The following is a 16,108-nucleotide window of genomic DNA, read 5'->3' on the forward strand; positions in this document are numbered from 1 at the left end:
TCAATCTTCGAATCCCATGATGGGCTGCCGCCCCGCAAAAGGAACGGCCAATTCAGGCCCCTCCCCTTCAGGGGAGGGGTTGGGGTGGGGCGCCCGCCGATCGGGCATGGTTTCGAGCGTTTCGCGCAACAGCCGCAACACGCCGTCCATATTCCCCATGACCTCGCCATTGGTGACGCGCACGACCCTGTAGCCGAGCGCCGCGAGCGCCGCATCACGGCGTGCGTCGGCCACTGGCTCATGGGTATCGCCATCGACTTCCACGATCAGCCCTTTGCGGGGGCAGAGGAAATCCGCGATCCAGCCATGGATCACCGCCTGCCGACGGAATTTATAGCCATCGAGCTGGCTGTTGCTAAGGTGCCGCCACAGGCGCTTTTCCGGCCCGGTGGGATTGCCCCGCATGGCGGCTGCGCGATCGCCCAGTTCGGCGATGCGCCCGGCCGAGAGGCCCCACCCCCGGCCCCTCCCCTGGAGGGGAGGGGTGCCGAGGCGCCTCGCGTCGTCCCGGGGCGTCAATTCAGCCAACGCTGCCCTCCAGGCTGATGCCGAGCAGCTTCTGCGCCTCGACCGCGAATTCCATGGGGAGCTGCTGGAGCACTTCCTTGGCGAAGCCGTTGACGATCAGCGCCACGGCCGATTCCTGATCCAGCCCGCGCGACATGGCGTAGAAGAGCTGGTCGTCCGAGATCTTGCTGGTCGTCGCCTCATGCTCGATCTGGGCCGAGGGGTTGCGGACCTCGATATAGGGCACGGTGTGGGCGCCGCAGTCCGACCCCAGCAGCAGGCTGTCGCACTGGGTGAAGTTGCGCACGCCCGCCGCCGTGGGGCCGACGCGGACGAGGCCGCGATAGGTGTTGTTCGAGCGGCCGGCCGAGATGCCCTTGGACACGATGGTCGAGCGCGACCCCTTGCCGAGATGGATCATCTTGGTGCCGGTATCGGCCTGCTGCATGTTGTTGGTGACGGCGACCGAATAGAATTCGCCGACGCTGTTCTCGCCCGCCAGCACGCAACTTGGATATTTCCAGGTGATCGCCGATCCGGTTTCCACCTGCGTCCAGCTCACCTTGCTGTTGCGGCCCTGGCAGAGCGCGCGCTTGGTGACGAAGTTGTAGATGCCGCCCTTGCCGTCGGCATCGCCGGGATACCAATTCTGGACGGTGGAATATTTGATCTCGGCATCGTCCAGCGCCACCAGCTCGACCACGGCGGCGTGGAGCTGGTTCTCGTCGCGCATCGGCGCGGTGCAGCCTTCGAGATAGGAGACGTAGCTGCCCTTGTCCGCCACGATCAGGGTGCGTTCGAACTGGCCGGTATTTTCCGCATTGATGCGGAAATAGGTGGAAAGCTCCATCGGGCAGCGCACACCTTCGGGGATGTAGACGAAGGTGCCGTCCGAAAAGACCGCGCAGTTCAAGGTCGCGAAATAATTGTCGTGCATCGGCACGACCTTGCCCAGCCACTTCCGCACCATATCGGGATATTCGCGGATCGCTTCCGAGATGGAGAGGAAGATGACGCCGGCCTTCTTCAGCTCATCGCGGAAGGTGGTGGCGACGGAGACCGAGTCGAACACCGCGTCCACGGCCACCTTGCGGCTGCCCTCGACGCCGGCGAGCACCTTCTGCTCCTCGATCGGGATACCGAGCTTCTCATAGACCTTGAGGATCTCGGGATCGACCTCGTCCAGCGAGTTCAGCTTCGGCTTCGCCTTGGGCGCGGCGTAATAATAAGCGTCCTGATAGTCGATCGGCGGCACGTTGAGCTTCGCCCAGTCGGGCGGCGTCATCGTCTGCCACAGGCGGAAAGCCTTGAGGCGCCATTCCAGCATCCATTCCGGCTCGTTCTTCTTGGCCGAGATGAAGCGGACGGTATCCTCGTTGAGGCCCTTGGGCGCGAAATCCTGCTCGACATCGCTGGTGAAGCCCCATTCGTAGGTCGAGGCTTTCTGCGCGGCCTCATAGGCCTCGCGGTTGCGGACTTCACTCATGCGGGCACTCCTGCAAGCGTGGCGAGGCTGACCCCGCCGAGCGCGCCCTTTACCGCGCCGTTCACCGCCGTCCAGTGCGGACGGACACGGCAGCCGGCTTCGAGCGCGCAATCATGGCGGCCCTGCTCCACGCAGGCCGTCATCGCGATCGGGCCTTCGACCGCCTCGATGATCTCCGTCAGGCTGATCGCCGCCGGATCGCGCGCGAGGCGGAAGCCGCCGCCGGTGCCGCGCGCCGAGGTGAGGAGGCCGGCGCCCGCCAGCCTGCCCATCAGCTTCTGTGCGGTGGGCAGCGGCACGCCCGTCTCCTCCGCCAGCATCGCCGCGGACAGGCGCGCATCATCCGCCCCCGCGCCGGCATGGCGCGCGGCGGCGGTGAGCATCACGACCGCATAATCGGCAAGGCTGGAAAGGCGCATGATCTCCAATCGGACTGATTCGTTCCGATTGGCACTTGGGGCCGATGGCCGCCTACGTCAAGGGTGCGGTGGGAGGCCGCCCTGGTTCCGGCGCGGCCGGAGCGGGATCAGCTCACCAGCGCGAGCCGGGGCAGGCTGGCGAGGTGGCGCCGGGCGAGCGTGAGGCGGGTGACGGCCGAAGGCTCGCGCTGGAACTGGCAGGGGGTGTGGCCGGTGAAGCGCTTGAATTCCCGGATGAAATGTGACTGATCGTAGAAAGCGTCGCCCGCCGCGTCCGCCCAGCCCATCCCCGTGGCCGCGAAGCGGCTGGCGGCGCGCAGCGCGCGATATTTGCGGGCGAGCAGCTTGGGCGGCGCGCCATAGAGCCGGCGGGCGAGGCGCTCCACCTGGCGGCCGGACACGCCGGCCTCCCGCACCAGCGCATCGACCGAGGGCGACGGCGCATCGGTGAGCCAGCGATCGGCGAGGAGCGCGAACCAGTCCGGCATCCAGTCCGAGCCGTCCACCAGCCCGCGCAGCAGCCGATCGACCGCCGCGATCATCCGGCTGGGGCGGGGATCGTGGCGCAGCGCATCCAGCGTCTCCGCCGTCGCGGCCCCGAACATGGCGGCGCCATCGACCACCGAATCGGCGAAGAGGCTGGCATCCTCCCGCACCAAGGCCCCCCAGCCCATGGGCAGGATGGCGATGCCGAACACCAGCGCCGGCCCCTCGACATCGAAGGCGGTGGCCGCCGTCGTCGGCCCGAGCAGCGAGATTTCGGGAGCGCCCGCAAAGCGATCCTCGCCGAAGCCGTAGCAGCCGGCGCCCTGGACCATGAAGCGAAGCTGGGCCATATCGGCCCGGACCAGATCGGCCAGCCGTGGCTGATCCGTCTGGAATATATAATAGGCCGCGATGAATCGCCGCAATTCCGGCGCCGGCGCGAAATAGCGCAGGCTCACCGTGCTGGCACGTCCGGCTCCGATATTCCCCACGTCCGTCCAACTCCCCAGTTGTCCGTCCAGAACGCATGGGAGCATCTTCGTTCCTCCTTGTCACGGACAAAAAGACGAAGGCCGCGGGCCAAAAAAAGCCCGGCTGGAAAAATCCAGCCGGGCCAAAGGAAAAGGCCTCGCCATCCTTGGACGGTGAGCCCTTCGGGTCGCAGGAAAGTGACTAGCGCACTCTGCTGCGCCGCGATTGGATAGAATCGACTCAGGTATTACCCGGATGGGAAAAGGGCCGGCCAGCATGCGGGACGCGCGCGGAACGCGCCCCGCCGGCCGGCGATCAGGCCGCCTTCTGCGCCTTCACCCAGGCATCCACCTGTTCCTCGAGCACGTCGAGCGGCACCGGCCCGCTCTTCAGCACGACATCGTGGAAGCCGCGGACGTCGAAGCGGTCGCCCAGCGCCTTCTGCGCCTTGTCGCGCAGCTCGCTGATCTTGAGGCGGCCGATCATGTAGGCGGTCGCCTGGCCGGGATAGACGGCATAGCGCTCGATCGCCTTGACGATGCCGCCCGGCGCATCGGCGCTGTTGTCCTCGACATATTTGATCGCCTGCTCGCGGGTCCAGCGCTTGTGGTGCATGCCGGTATCGACCACCAGCCGGATCGCGCGATGCAGCTCCAGCTGGAGGCGCCCGAAATCGCGATAGGGATCGGTATAGAGCCCCATGTCCTTGGCGAGCTTCTCCGAATAGAGGCCCCAGCCTTCGGTATAGGCGGTGACGCCGCCGAACTGGCGGAAGGGCGGCACGTCCTTCAACTCCGTCTGGATCGTCCGCTGGAGGTGATGGCCGGGCAGGCCCTCATGGTAGAAGAGCGCCTCCACCTCGAACAGCGGCATATCCGCCATGTCGTAGAGGTTGGCATAATAGGTGCCGGGGCGCGAACCATCGGGCGCGGGGCTCTGGTAGAAGGCCTTGCCGGCCGATTTCTCGCGGAACGGTTCCACCCGCTTCACAACCAGCGGCGCCTGCGGCAGCACGCCGAACCATTGCGGCAGCTTCGCCGTCACCCACTGCTTCGCCTTTTCGGTTTCGGCGAGATAGAGGGCGCGGCCCTCGTCCGTATTGGGCGCGTAGAAGCGCTTGTCCTCGCGCATGAACTTGAAGAAGGCTTGGAGGTCGCCCTTGAAGCCGGTTTTGTCCATGATCGCCTGCACCTCGCCATGGATGCGGGCGACATTGTCGAGGCCGATCTGGTGGATCTGATCGGGCGTCAGGCTGGTGGTGGTGTAATTGGCCAGCCGCTCCGCATAATAAGCGGCGCCGTTCGGGAACCGCCACACGCCGTCATCGGTGCCGGCCTTAGCCTCCTGCGCGGCCATCTCCGCAATCAGCCGCTGATAGGCGGGCTGGACGGACGTGGTGAGCGCGCTTGCGCCGGCGGCGATCAGCGCATCCTTCTCCGCCTGCGGGATATCCAGCTTGCCCACCTTGGCCTTGAGATCGGCGAAGAGCGGCGCATCCTCGCCCGGCCCGAAGGGCGCGCCGGCCACGACGTTGCGCGCATCGGAGATGACATAGGGGTAGACCCATTTGGGCGGCGTCAGCCCCTTGGCCGCGCGTTCCTTCGACGCCGCGACGATCTCGTCGATCGCCGGGCCCAGCGCCTGGAGGCGGCTCACATAGGCTTCGGCATCCGCCTTGCTGGTGACGCGGTGGATGTTGATGAGGAAGGCGGGAAGCTGGCTCTGCGCGCCGTTCATCTGATCGAAGGCATATTCATAGTCGCGATAGGGGAAGGCCCGGTCGCGCCGCTCGATCATCTTTTCGAACAGGTGGAAGGACAGGCGATCCTCCTCGTTCAGCTTCGCGGGGTCGAAGCGCTTGCGCATTTCCGCCAGCGCCGCCTGCTCCGCATCGTGCTGGCGTACCTCGGCCGCGTCGGAGAAATCGTTCCACCTGCCGTAATCGCCGTCGCGGATGCCGCGATAGGCCTTGGTCATCGGCGAGCGGGCAAGCTCCGCCTTGTCGAAATCCACGAAGAACTGCTTCAGCGCGGCATCCTGCGCGGTGGGAACGGCGGCAGGCGCCGCAGCGGGCGCGGCCAGCGCCGCGGCAGGCGCCGCCAGCAGCATGGCGGAGGTGAGAAGAAGGGTGCGGAACATGCGGACTCCCTGTTTATCCTGTTCGATTGCCGGCTAGATCATCTGGTCCCCTGCCAGTGTGTTAGCGTGACCAGACGCCGCGTCAAACCGCCATTCGCGCAAAAGACATGACAGCGGCGGGCGCGACGGGTTAGGCGGGCGGCCATGTCGCTCTATCCGCTGATCCGCCCCTTCATCTTCCGCATCGACGCCGAAAGCGCGCATCGCGCGACGGTGACGGCGCTGCGGCTGAAACCGGCGGGCGGCAGGCCGGCGCCCGATCCCCGGCTGGCGGTGAACCTGGCCGGCATCGCCTTCCCCAATCCGGTGGGGCTGGCCGCCGGCTTCGACAAGGACGCGCAGGTGCCGGACGCGATGCTCTCGCTGGGCTTCGGCTTCGTCGAGGTGGGCACCCTCACCCCCTTCCCCCAGCCCGGCAATCCCCGCCCCCGCCTGTTCCGGCTGCGCGAGGACCGCGCCGTCATCAACCGCATGGGCTTCAACAATGGCGGCCAGGCGGCGGCGCTGGAACGGCTGCTGAAGCGGCGCCACCGCCCCGGCATCGTCGGCGTCAATATCGGCGCCAACAAGGATACCGCCGATCGCATCGCCGATTATGCGCGCGGCGTGACGGTGATGAAGGACGTGGCCGATTATCTGACGGTCAACATCTCCTCCCCCAACACGCCGGGCCTCAGGGCTCTGCAATCGCGCGCGGCGCTGGACGAATTGCTGGCCGGCGTGATGGAGGCGCGGGGGCAGGCACGGCCGCCGGTGTTCCTGAAGGTCGCGCCCGATCTGGAGCCCGCCGATATCGACGATATCGCCGCCGTCGCGGCCGACCGGAAGATCGACGCGCTGATCGTCGCCAATACCACGATCGGCCGGCCGCCGCTGAAATCGGCGCTGCGCGGGGAGACGGGCGGGCTTTCCGGCGCGCCGCTGCGCGATCTCGCCCTCCAGCGGCTGCGCGATTTCCGCAAGGCGACGGGCGGCGCGATCCCGCTGATCGCGGCGGGCGGGATCGCCAGCGCAAGCGACGCCTATGCCCGCATCCGCGCGGGCGCCAGCCTGGTGCAGCTCTACAGCGCGCTGGTCTATGAAGGCCCCGGCCTGGCGCGACGGATCGTGCGCGACCTGCCCGAGCTGATGGCGCGCGACGGCTTCAGCCGGATCGAGCAGGCGATCGGCCAGGATTGATCGATACAGGCGATCACAGAAGCGATATCAATCGCCTTGATCTTATTGCGAACGATTCGCATATAGGCCGGACCAGCAAAGGTCCGCCGCCATGTCGCACGAATATCTGAAGACGCTCACCTATCTCGCCATCCACCTGACGGTGGGGTTCAGCGTGGCCTATGCCCTTACCGGATCGGCGCATATCGCCGGCGGGATCGCGCTGATCGAGCCGTGCGTGAACGCGGTCGCCTTCTTCTTCCACGAACGGGCCTGGGCCGGGCGGCTGCGGCTCCCCCGCCTCGGCCGGGCCGCCGCCGCCCGCTGAAATTCCCTGATCCGGCGCGGATCGCTCCCGCAATGCGGCCCGCGCGGCGGCCGCACGCTCCCTCCCACTTCGGCCTTTTCGAATATCGTTCGGTTAGTCCCCATTTCGGGAGAAATGCGTCCGCGATCCCGAATATGTTGCGCCCTGTGCGCCAAATCGGGCCACGGATCGCAAATCCGTGGGCCGCTTAGCCCTATCATCCCCCATTTTTGCGGATATCACCGCGGGAATGCCGATGGATGTCCAGCATGCGGAACATGATCCCCTCGGTTCCCGCGCCTTGCGGGATGCCTGCCCTTGCTCGCTTCCGGCCGCAACGGCTGGCGGGAATCACCGCGATCATCGTGATATCTCCGGCATTTCCCCCTCATACCCGAAAAGCTGCCGCTTCAGGCCAATTCAGGAGAAATTCTCCGATTCCCGACGTCAGCCCGAAGAAAATTCTACTTTGAGGGGCAAAAAAACAAACACCTTCGCGTGAGCCGATGTTACGGTTCACGGACAAGAAAAAAACAGAACAAAACCGATAATCAGAACCAAGGGATAATGAGGACAAGGTTCCTGCGGGTCGCGCTGGAACAAAAAATTTAAAAGGGGGTCTCCGATGACATTTGGATTCGGCGAAGTTTTCGCCGCGCGCTCTGCTGCCCGATCGCAGCGCAAGGTTGCACTGCTTGTAGGCACTGCGATGCTTGTCATGCCACATCTCGCCCACGCCCAGGAAACCGAGAATTCCGGCGAAATCGTCGTCACCGCGCTGAAGCGCGACACCCGCCTGCAGGATACACCGCTCGCCATTTCCGCCGTCGGCGGCGAATCGCTCCAGCGCGGCGGCACCACCAGCTTCACCGATCTCACCCGCAACACGCCCAGCCTGCGCATCGTCGACAGCGGCCCCGGCAACCGCCGCGTCATCCTGCGCGGCGTGACCGCCGCCGGCGAGCCGACCGTGGGCGTCTATTTCGATGAATCGCCCGTCTCGGGATCGGTCAGCACCACCAGCGACGCGGCCAGCTCCACGCCCGACCTGCGCCTGTTCGACGTGCAGCGCGCCGAAGTGCTGCGCGGCCCGCAGGGCACGCTCTACGGCTCGGGATCGATGGGCGGCACGGTGCGCATCATCTACGAGAAGCCGAAGACCGACCGGATCGAGGCGGCTGTCGCCGGCACCATGTCCGCCGTGGACGGCGGCAGCATGGGCGCCTCCACCGACGCGATGATCAACCTGCCGATCGTCGAGGACAAGCTCGCGATCCGCGTCGTCGGCAACTACAACCAGTTCGCCGGCTATGTGGACAATGAGTTTTACGGCACCACCAACATCAACGACGGCTATTCCTATGGCGGCCGCGCGCTGGTGCGCTTCACCCCGACCGACGAACTGACCGTCGACCTCGCCGCTTATTATGAGAAGGTTTCGACCGACAGCCCGCGCTGGATCGCCGAGACCGGCAAGCGCTACGTGACGGACGGCCGTTCGGAATCGGGCAATTACGACAAGAACCGCATCTACAGCGGCACGATCAACTATGATTTCGGCCCCGTAGCCCTGACCGCCGTCACCACCTATTTCGATCGCGACCGCACCCAGGTCGGCGACGTCAGCGATACCTTCAACGGCCGCGACAATGCCGCGGGCTGCGCGCGCTATCACCTGGGCATTACCGATCCCCTGCAGAACCCCGCCACCTGCTCGCCGACCGAGCTTGCGACCTATCTCGAAGAGACCGGTCGCATCCTCTATTCGAGCCTCTACCAGCCGCAGCGGATCAAGAACTGGACCAACGAGCTGCGCGTGAGCTCGACCGACGGCGGTCCGTTCAACTGGACGGTCGGCCTCTTCTCCGAAGACCGCAAGACCACCGTGCGCAGCACCCTGCTGACGGCCGATCCCAATACCGGCCAGCTGCAGGACTTCGTGGACGAGAACATCTTCTACGATCGCACGATCAAGGATCGCCTGAAGCAGAAGGCTGCCTTCGCGGAGCTTTCCTACAAGTTCTTCGACAAGCTGACGCTGACGGCCGGTGCGCGCTATTACGACTATGACAAGACGGTCGGCGGCCGCATCGACAAGGGCCAGGAGCATTATTCCTCGAAGGTCACGCCATATACCGAGGAAAGCTCCAGCGAGGACGGCTTCGTCTACAAGTTCAACGTCTCCTACGAGTTCACCAGCGACCTGATGGTCTATGCCCAGGCGGCGCAGGGCTTCCGCCCCGGCGGCGTCAACCAGGTGATCGGCCTGCCGGCGGCGCTTGCGGCCTACAAGTCCGACAGCCTGTGGAACTATGAGCTTGGCGTAAAGTCCAAGATCATGCCCGGCGTCTACTTCAACGTCACCGGCTACCAGATCGACTGGGACGACCTGCAGGTCTCGGGCCGCACCGCCGGCACCGGATCGGTGTTCGGCCTGATCGCCAACGCCGGCGCGGCCCGCATCCGCGGCGCCGAGGTGGAGCTGAACGCCACCCCGATCGACGGCCTCTCGCTGATCGCCAATATCGGCTACACCGACGCCAAGCTTTCGGAAGACCAGGTGAGCGAGGTCGTGATCGCCACCGGCCGCAAGGGCGATCGCCTGGCCTATGTGCCGAAGTGGAACCTCGCCGGAACGGCGGAATATACCACCGGCCTGACCGACGGGCTGGACGGTGTCGTCCGTGTCGACGCGAGCTACACCAGCAACTCCTACAGCACGCTCTCCCCGCTCGACGTCTATCGCCGCAAGGTCGACGCGTTCGAACTGGTCAACCTCCGCTTCGGCGTCCAGGCGCCGGACGGCGAGTGGAGCGCGCATCTGTTCATCAACAACCTGTTCGATGCGGCGGCGGTCAACAGCCGCGGATCGAGCTCCAACACCGGTGGCAAGACCACCGTCTACAGCGCTCCGCCGCGCACGTTCGGCCTGAGCCTGCTCAAGCGCTTCCGCTGAGCCTGCTTCCGCGCCGGTCCGATCCCAACCTGGACCGGCGCGGATTGCGCCCCCTCGCGTGGGCGCCGCACTGCCTAACCGGGAACAGGGGGTCTGAAATGAAAAAGCATAAATTCGGGTTCGTGCGTACCGCGCTGCTGATCGGCGCCGCCGGCTTCGGCCTTTCGGGCGGGCCGATGGCCAGCGCCCACCAGGCGCCGCCGGCCGGCGGCAAGGTGGATGCGGTGAAGCCGCGGGCGGGCGCCAACCCCGCCCCCGCCCGCCAGCCCGGCGAAGGGGCCGGCCCCTTCCGCAAGATGGTGATCCGCGGCGTCACCCTGATCGACGGTTCGGGCGCCCCGCCGCGCGGCCCCGTGGACATCGTCATCGAAAACAACGTCATCGCCGATATCCTGCCGGCCGGCACGCCCGGCCTGGCGATGAAGCAGGGCCGCGAGCCCCGCGACTTCGACTATGAGCTCGACGCCACCGGCATGTATGTGACGCCGGGCTTCGTCGACATGCACGTCCATGGCGCCAGCGACGACAAGGCGCCGGACATGAGCTATTCCTACAAGCTCTGGCTGGCCCATGGCGTGACGACCGTGCGCGGCGTGGACCTCGCCCCGCTCGAAATCTCGCTGAGCGAGCGGGCGCGTTCCGCCCGCAACGAGATCGTCGCCCCGCGCATCTTCGCCTATCAGCGCCCCGGCCAGGGCAAGGGCTGGACCGGCGGCCGCACCAACACGCCCGAAAAGGCGCGCGCCTGGGTGCAGTGGGCGGCCAAGCAGGGCATCGACGGCATCAAGCTGATCGACAATGAGGATCAGCCGCCGGAAGTGATCGAGGCGATCATCGACGAGGCCAAGAAGCAGAAGCTCGGCACCGTCGCCCATCTTTCCCAGATCGGTGTGGGCCGGATGAACGCGCTGCAGGCGGGCGAGGCCGGCCTCGGCACCGTCACCCATTTCTACGGCCACTTCGAATCCATGCTGAAGAACGGCCAGGTCCAGAACTGGCGGCACGATTATAATTATGCCGACGAGCAGGACCGTTTCGGCGATGTCGCCAACCTCTACGAGGAAAGCGTGGCCGAGGGATCGCCGGAATGGTGGGCCTATCTGGAAAAGCAGAAGGAAAACCACGTCACCTTCGATCCGACGATGACGATCTACGCCGCCGGGCGCGATCTGATGCACGCCCGCAACGCCGACTGGCATGACAAATATACCATGCCGCAGCTCTGGGGCTTCTATCAGTCGTCGCGCGAGAACCACGGTTCCTATTTCTACGACTGGACCGTGGGCACCGAGATCAAGTGGCGCAATTTCTACCACAAGTTCATGCGCCTGCTGAACGATTACAAGAATATCGGCGGCCGCGTGACGACGGGTTCGGATTCGGGCTTCATCTTCGAGCCCTACGGCTTCGGCTACGTCCAGGAACTGGAGATGCTGCAGGAAGCCGGCTTCAACCCGAGCCAGGTGCTGATGTCCGCCACGCTGAATGGCGCTCTCACCCTCTATGAGCCCAAGGGCCAGCCCGTACCGCCGATCGGCACGGTGCGCGTCGGCAAGCTCGCCGACCTGGTCATCGTCAAGGAGAATCCGCTCCAGAACTTCAAGACGCTCTACGGCACCGGCGCGCTGCGGCTGAACGAGCAGACCCAGAAGCTCGAGCGGGTCGGCGGCGTCAGCTACACCGTGAAGGACGGCATCGTCTACGACGCGAAGAAGCTGCTTTCCGACGTGGCCGAGATGGTGAAGGCCGAGAAGCGGCGCATGGGGATGCCCGAGGAAGGCCTGCCGCATCCCTGATCCTGTTACTGGGCGGTCGAAGTTGGCCGCCCTTTTTTGTTCCGCCCGGCGCCCCTTGATCGGGGCGCCGGGCAAGCCGATGAAAGACAAGGATTCCCTGCCGGTCGCACAACGCCAGACGGGAAGAGCAAAGGGGCTGAAACAATGAAGAAGATGATCCTCCGCCTGACCGCGCTGGCGCTGGCCACGACTTGCCTCGCCACCGTGTCCCCCGCCCATGACCCGGACGAATGGTATGCCGGCGGCGCCACCGGCGCGGTCGCCGGCGCGCGGCCGCAATTCGTGCCCGCGCCCGCGCGCACGTCCGCCGAGAGCAAGGGGCCGTTCCGCAAGTTCGTGATCCGTGGCGCCACGCTGATCGACGGCACCGGCGCGCCGCCGCGCGGGCCGGTGGACATCACCGTCGAAGGCAACAAGATCACCGCCGTCACCCAGGCCGGCTGGCCGGGCCTGCCGCTGAAGGCCGAGCGCGAGCCGCGCGACGCCGATTATGAGATCGACGCCACCGGCATGTATGTGATGCCCGGCTTCGTCGACATGCACGTCCACACCCCGGCCAGCGACAAGGCGCCGGACGTCAGCTACGCCTACAAGCTGTGGCTGGCCCATGGCGTGACGACCGTGCGCGGCGTGCCGCTGGCCGATCCGGCGGTCGCCAGCTCCGAGAAGAACCGCTCGGCCGCCAATGAGATCGCGGCCCCGCGCATCTTCAACTATCAGACGCTGGGCGCGGGCTGGAGCGGGGGCGCGATCGATTCCGCCGAAAAGGCCCGTCTCTGGGTGCGCTGGGCCGCCAAGAATAATATCGACGGCATCAAGTTCTTCAACCGGCCCGAGGAAACGCCCGAGATCATCGCCGCCGCGATCGACGAAGCCCACAAGAATAAGATGGGCACCGTCGCCCACCTCGCGCAGACCGGCGTCGCCAATTTCAACGCCCGCAACGCCGGCGACGCGCATCTCGATACGGTGACGCATTATTACGGCCATTTCGAATCGCTGCTGAAGGATGCGACCATCCAGCAGTTCCCGGTCGATTATGATTATAATAACGAGCAGCATCGCTTCGGCGAGGTCGCCGAGATCTGGGACGAGGTGTTTCCGGCCGGTTCGCCGCAATGGGGCGAATATCTGCAGCACCAGAAAGAAAACAACGTCATCTTCAACCCGACGTTCAACATCTACGCCGCCTCGCGCGATCTGATGCGGGCGCGCAACGCCGACTGGCAGAACAAGTTCACCACCCCGCAGCTTTGGAACTATTTCCAGTCCACCCGCGACAATCACGGTTCCTATTTCTACGACTGGACGACGGAGAACGAGTTCGCCTGGGGCCGCTTCTACGGCAATTTCTTCAAGCTGATGAACGCCTACAAGAATATGGGCGGCCGGGTGACGGTGGGCACCGATTCCGGCTTCATCTTCAAGGTCTACGGCTTCGCCTATATCGAGGAGCTGGAGCTGTTCCGCGAGGCCGGCTTCACCCCGCTGGAGATCATGCGTTCGGCCACCATGTGGGGCGCGGACGAGGCCTGGCGGCCCAAGGGCGTGCCCGCGCCCACCGGCGTCATCCGCCCCGGCATGCTCGCCGACATGGTGATCGTGAAGGAAAACCCGCTCGCCAACCTGAAGACGCTCTACGGCACCGGCCACCTGCGGCTGAACCCGGAGACGAACAAGCAGGAGCTGGTCGGCGGCGTCAGCTACACGATCAAGGACGGCATCGTCTTCGACGCGAAGAAGCTGCTGGCCGAAGTGGCCGACATGGTGGCTTCGGAGAAGACCCGGCTGGGCCAGCCCGGCGCGCCGGCCCCCAATCCGGGCCAGTAACACCCGCATCTCCCGCCGCCGCCCCCCACGGCGGCGGGGGAACCGCCGGGCGGTTCGGGGCACGGCCATCGCCCCGACGACCTGAAGCCCAGACAAAAACGCCGGCCCGAGGCCGGCGTTTTCCAGCAATCCGGAACCAGGCCGCGATCAGATCGGCAGCGCGGTGACGTTCTTCACCTCGTCCAGCACCGCATAGGTGCGGGTTTCGCGGACGCCGGGCATCTGCACCAGCGTATCGGCGAGGAAGGCGCGATAGGCCGCCATGTCCCGCACGCGGACCTTGATAAGATAATCGAAGCCGCCCGCCACCATGTGACATTCCAATATCTCGGGCAGATTGCTGACGGCCGCCGCGAAATCCTGAAAAACGTCTCCGGTCGTGCGATCGAGCAATACTTCGATGAACATCAACAGCGCGCGATCGAGCTTCACCGGATCGAGCAGCGCGGCGAAGCCGGTGATATAGCCCTGCTCGCGCAATTTGCGCAGCCGATCGAAGCAGGCCGAAGCAGATAATCCGCATCGGGCGGCGAGTTCCTGGTTGGTTATTCGCCCTTCACCTTGAATCGCCCGCAGGATTCGACGGTCCGTCTCATCAATCATTGCCGAATCTCCGGTTCCGAAATTGATCCAGACAAACTGCAACGATTTTCATGTATTTCGCAAGTCTATATTGAGTATATCCCGAAAATCAAAAGTGGTTACCGCCCGTCAGGAGCGCGTGCCGTAGAGCGCGTCCAACGCCGCGCCATAGGCCTTGCGGATGATGTGACGGCGGATCTTGAGCGAGGGCGTGAGCATCTCATTCTCGATCGAGAAGGGTTCGTCGGCGATCAGGATGCGGCGGACCTTCTCGATCACCGAAAGGCTGCCGTTCACGCGATCGACCGCCGCCATCAGCGCCTTCTGGAAGGCGGGATCGCCGCGCAGCACGGCGGGGTCATAGGCAATCCCCTGCGCCTCCGCCCATTCGCGCGCCCATTCGGGATCGGGGACGATCAGGCCGACCAGATGTGGCCGCCGGTCGCCCGTCACCATCGCCTGCAGGATCTCCGGCTCGAGCGTCAGCATCCCCTCGATCTTCTGGGGCGCGACATTGTCGCCCTTGTCGTTGACGATGATGTCCTTCTTGCGATCGGTGATGACGATGCGGCCCTTCTCGTCGATATGGCCGACATCGCCGGTGTGCAGCCAGCCGTCCTTGAGGACGCGCGCCGTCTCCTCCTCATTCCGCCAATAGCCGTGCATCACCAGCTCGCCGCGCACGAGAATCTCGCCATCGTCGGCGATGCGGACCTCCACGCCGGGCAGCGGCGGGCCGACCGTGTCCATCTTGATCCCGGCCGAGGGACGGTTGCAGGAGATGACCGGCGCCGCCTCCGTCTGGCCATAGCCCTGCAGGAAGGTGAGGCCCAATGAGTGGAAGAACAGCCCCACTTCCGGGTTGAGCGGCGCGCCGCCCGACACCATCGCCTTCATCCGCCCGCCGAAGCGCTTGCCCACCTTGGGCTTCAGGGTGCGCCGCAGGATGAGCTTCATCGGCAGGTCGCCCAGCGTGGAGCGGCCGGCATAATTCTTCTCGCCGATCTGGAGCGCGCGGCGCATCAGATATTGCGCGGTGCGGCCCTGCTTCTCGATCGATTTCAACACGCGGGCGCGCAGCACCTCGAACAGGCGAGGGACGACCACCATGATGGTGGGGCGCAGCTCCTCGATATTGGAGGCGAGCTTTTCCAGCCCCTCGGCATAATAGATCTGCGCGCCGAGCCCGATCGGGAAATGCTGGCCGCCGGTATGCTCATAGGCGTGGCTCAGGGGCAGGAAGGATAGGAACACCTCGTCATCCCAGCCGAAATCCTCGGCGATGATCGTGGTGCAGCCGGCGACATTGTGGAGAATCGCGCCATGATGCTGGCGCACGCCGCGCGGCGCGCCGCCGGTGCCGGAGGTGTAGATGATGCAGGCGAGGTCGTCGCGCCCGAAATCGGCGGCCGCCTCCGCCGCGGCGATATCGCCGGGCTGGGATGCGATCAGCTCCGCCCAGTCGTGGAAGCGCACGTCGCCCGACTGGCCGATGCGCAGCGGCTCGATACCGATGACGTGGCGGCAGCCGGTGGAACGCAGCACCGCCGGCATCAGCGCGCGGGCCAGCTTGGGCGTCGACACGATCACCGCGCGCGCGCCGCTATTCTCCAGGATATGGGCGTGATCCCGCTCGGTATTGGTGGTGTAGGTGGGCACCGTCACCAGCCCGGCCGCCATGATCGCGAGATCGGCGATGCACCATTCGGGGCGGTTTTCGGAAACCAGCATCACCCGGTCGCCGCGCCTCAGCCCCATGCCGCGCAGGCCTTCGGCCAGCGCCGCCACCTCGCGCGCGGCCTCAGCCCAGCTTGTCGGCTGCCAGCCATCACCCCGCTTGGCCCAGAGGAAGGGCGCGCCGCCCTTCTCCCGTGCGCGCGTGAAGAACATGGTGACGAGATTGGGGAAATGTTCCAGCGTGCGCATGCCCTGTTCCTGCAGCCTCTCCGGGGCCTTCTCTGCTGCCCCCGC

12 protein-coding genes are annotated in these 16,108 nt (G+C 65.6%); 5 read left to right on the forward strand and 7 right to left on the reverse strand.

Features of this window, described 5'->3' with window-relative positions; genetic code table 11:
- The 5 genes from G432_RS08890 to G432_RS08910 form a co-directional block, all read right to left on the reverse strand.
- Positions 1-528, reverse strand: coding sequence for an endonuclease domain-containing protein (locus G432_RS08890; protein WP_330218199.1), 528 nt, complete (start codon positions 526-528; stop codon positions 1-3).
- Entirely contained in the window at positions 521-1,993 is a 1,473-nt protein-coding gene (gene sufB, locus G432_RS08895) for a Fe-S cluster assembly protein SufB (RefSeq protein ID WP_015458488.1), read from the reverse strand. The genes G432_RS08890 and sufB overlap by 8 nt, the downstream gene beginning before the upstream one ends.
- Complete coding sequence (locus G432_RS08900) at positions 1,990-2,412, reverse strand: SUF system Fe-S cluster assembly regulator (RefSeq protein ID WP_015458489.1); 423 nt, start codon at positions 2,410-2,412, stop codon at positions 1,990-1,992. The genes sufB and G432_RS08900 overlap by 4 nt, the downstream gene beginning before the upstream one ends.
- 107 nt (positions 2,413-2,519) lie before the next feature.
- The gene (locus G432_RS08905) at positions 2,520-3,389 is read right to left on the reverse strand and encodes a helix-turn-helix domain-containing protein (protein ID WP_236626876.1); all 870 of its coding nucleotides are present in this window, start codon (positions 3,387-3,389) and stop codon (positions 2,520-2,522) included.
- A gap of 295 nt (positions 3,390-3,684) precedes the next feature.
- Positions 3,685-5,508 (reverse strand): DUF885 domain-containing protein, encoded by a 1,824-nt coding sequence (locus G432_RS08910; RefSeq protein WP_015458491.1) that lies wholly within the window; start codon positions 5,506-5,508, stop codon positions 3,685-3,687.
- Positions 5,509-5,652: 144 nt separating this feature from the next.
- Between G432_RS08910 and G432_RS08915 the strand changes: the two genes are divergently transcribed.
- The 5 genes from G432_RS08915 to G432_RS08935 all read left to right on the forward strand — a co-directional run bounded on the left by G432_RS08915 (position 5,653) and on the right by G432_RS08935 (position 13,555).
- Complete coding sequence (locus G432_RS08915) at positions 5,653-6,687, forward strand: quinone-dependent dihydroorotate dehydrogenase (RefSeq protein ID WP_015458492.1); 1,035 nt, start codon at positions 5,653-5,655, stop codon at positions 6,685-6,687.
- 91 nt (positions 6,688-6,778) lie between these two features.
- Positions 6,779-6,994, forward strand: a complete 216-nt coding sequence (locus G432_RS08920) for a DUF2061 domain-containing protein (protein WP_015458493.1) — start codon at positions 6,779-6,781, stop codon at positions 6,992-6,994.
- 697 nt (positions 6,995-7,691) lie between these two features.
- Positions 7,692-9,929, forward strand: a complete 2,238-nt coding sequence (locus G432_RS08925) for a TonB-dependent receptor (RefSeq protein WP_236626877.1) — start codon at positions 7,692-7,694, stop codon at positions 9,927-9,929.
- Positions 9,930-10,027: 98 nt separating this feature from the next.
- The gene (locus tag G432_RS08930) at positions 10,028-11,725 is read left to right on the forward strand and encodes an amidohydrolase family protein (protein ID WP_015458495.1); all 1,698 of its coding nucleotides are present in this window, start codon (positions 10,028-10,030) and stop codon (positions 11,723-11,725) included.
- A 144-nt stretch (positions 11,726-11,869) separates the two neighbouring features.
- Positions 11,870-13,555: an amidohydrolase family protein gene (locus G432_RS08935; RefSeq protein WP_015458496.1), complete on the forward strand. Its 1,686-nt coding sequence runs from the start codon at positions 11,870-11,872 to the stop codon at positions 13,553-13,555.
- A 147-nt stretch (positions 13,556-13,702) separates the two neighbouring features.
- Here the strand turns inward: G432_RS08935 and G432_RS08940 are convergent, their stop codons facing one another.
- Both G432_RS08940 and G432_RS08945 read right to left on the reverse strand, forming a co-directional pair.
- A complete protein-coding gene (locus G432_RS08940) occupies positions 13,703-14,158 on the reverse strand; it encodes an Lrp/AsnC ligand binding domain-containing protein (RefSeq protein ID WP_015458497.1) in 456 nt (151 codons plus the stop codon).
- Positions 14,159-14,266: 108 nt separating this feature from the next.
- A complete protein-coding gene (locus tag G432_RS08945) occupies positions 14,267-16,063 on the reverse strand; it encodes an AMP-dependent synthetase/ligase (RefSeq protein WP_015458498.1) in 1,797 nt (598 codons plus the stop codon).
- Positions 16,064-16,108: the final 45 nt, after the last annotated feature.

Source organism: Sphingomonas sp. MM-1 (genome assembly GCF_000347675.2).
GTDB classification, from domain to species: domain Bacteria; phylum Pseudomonadota; class Alphaproteobacteria; order Sphingomonadales; family Sphingomonadaceae; genus Sphingomonas_E; species Sphingomonas_E fennica.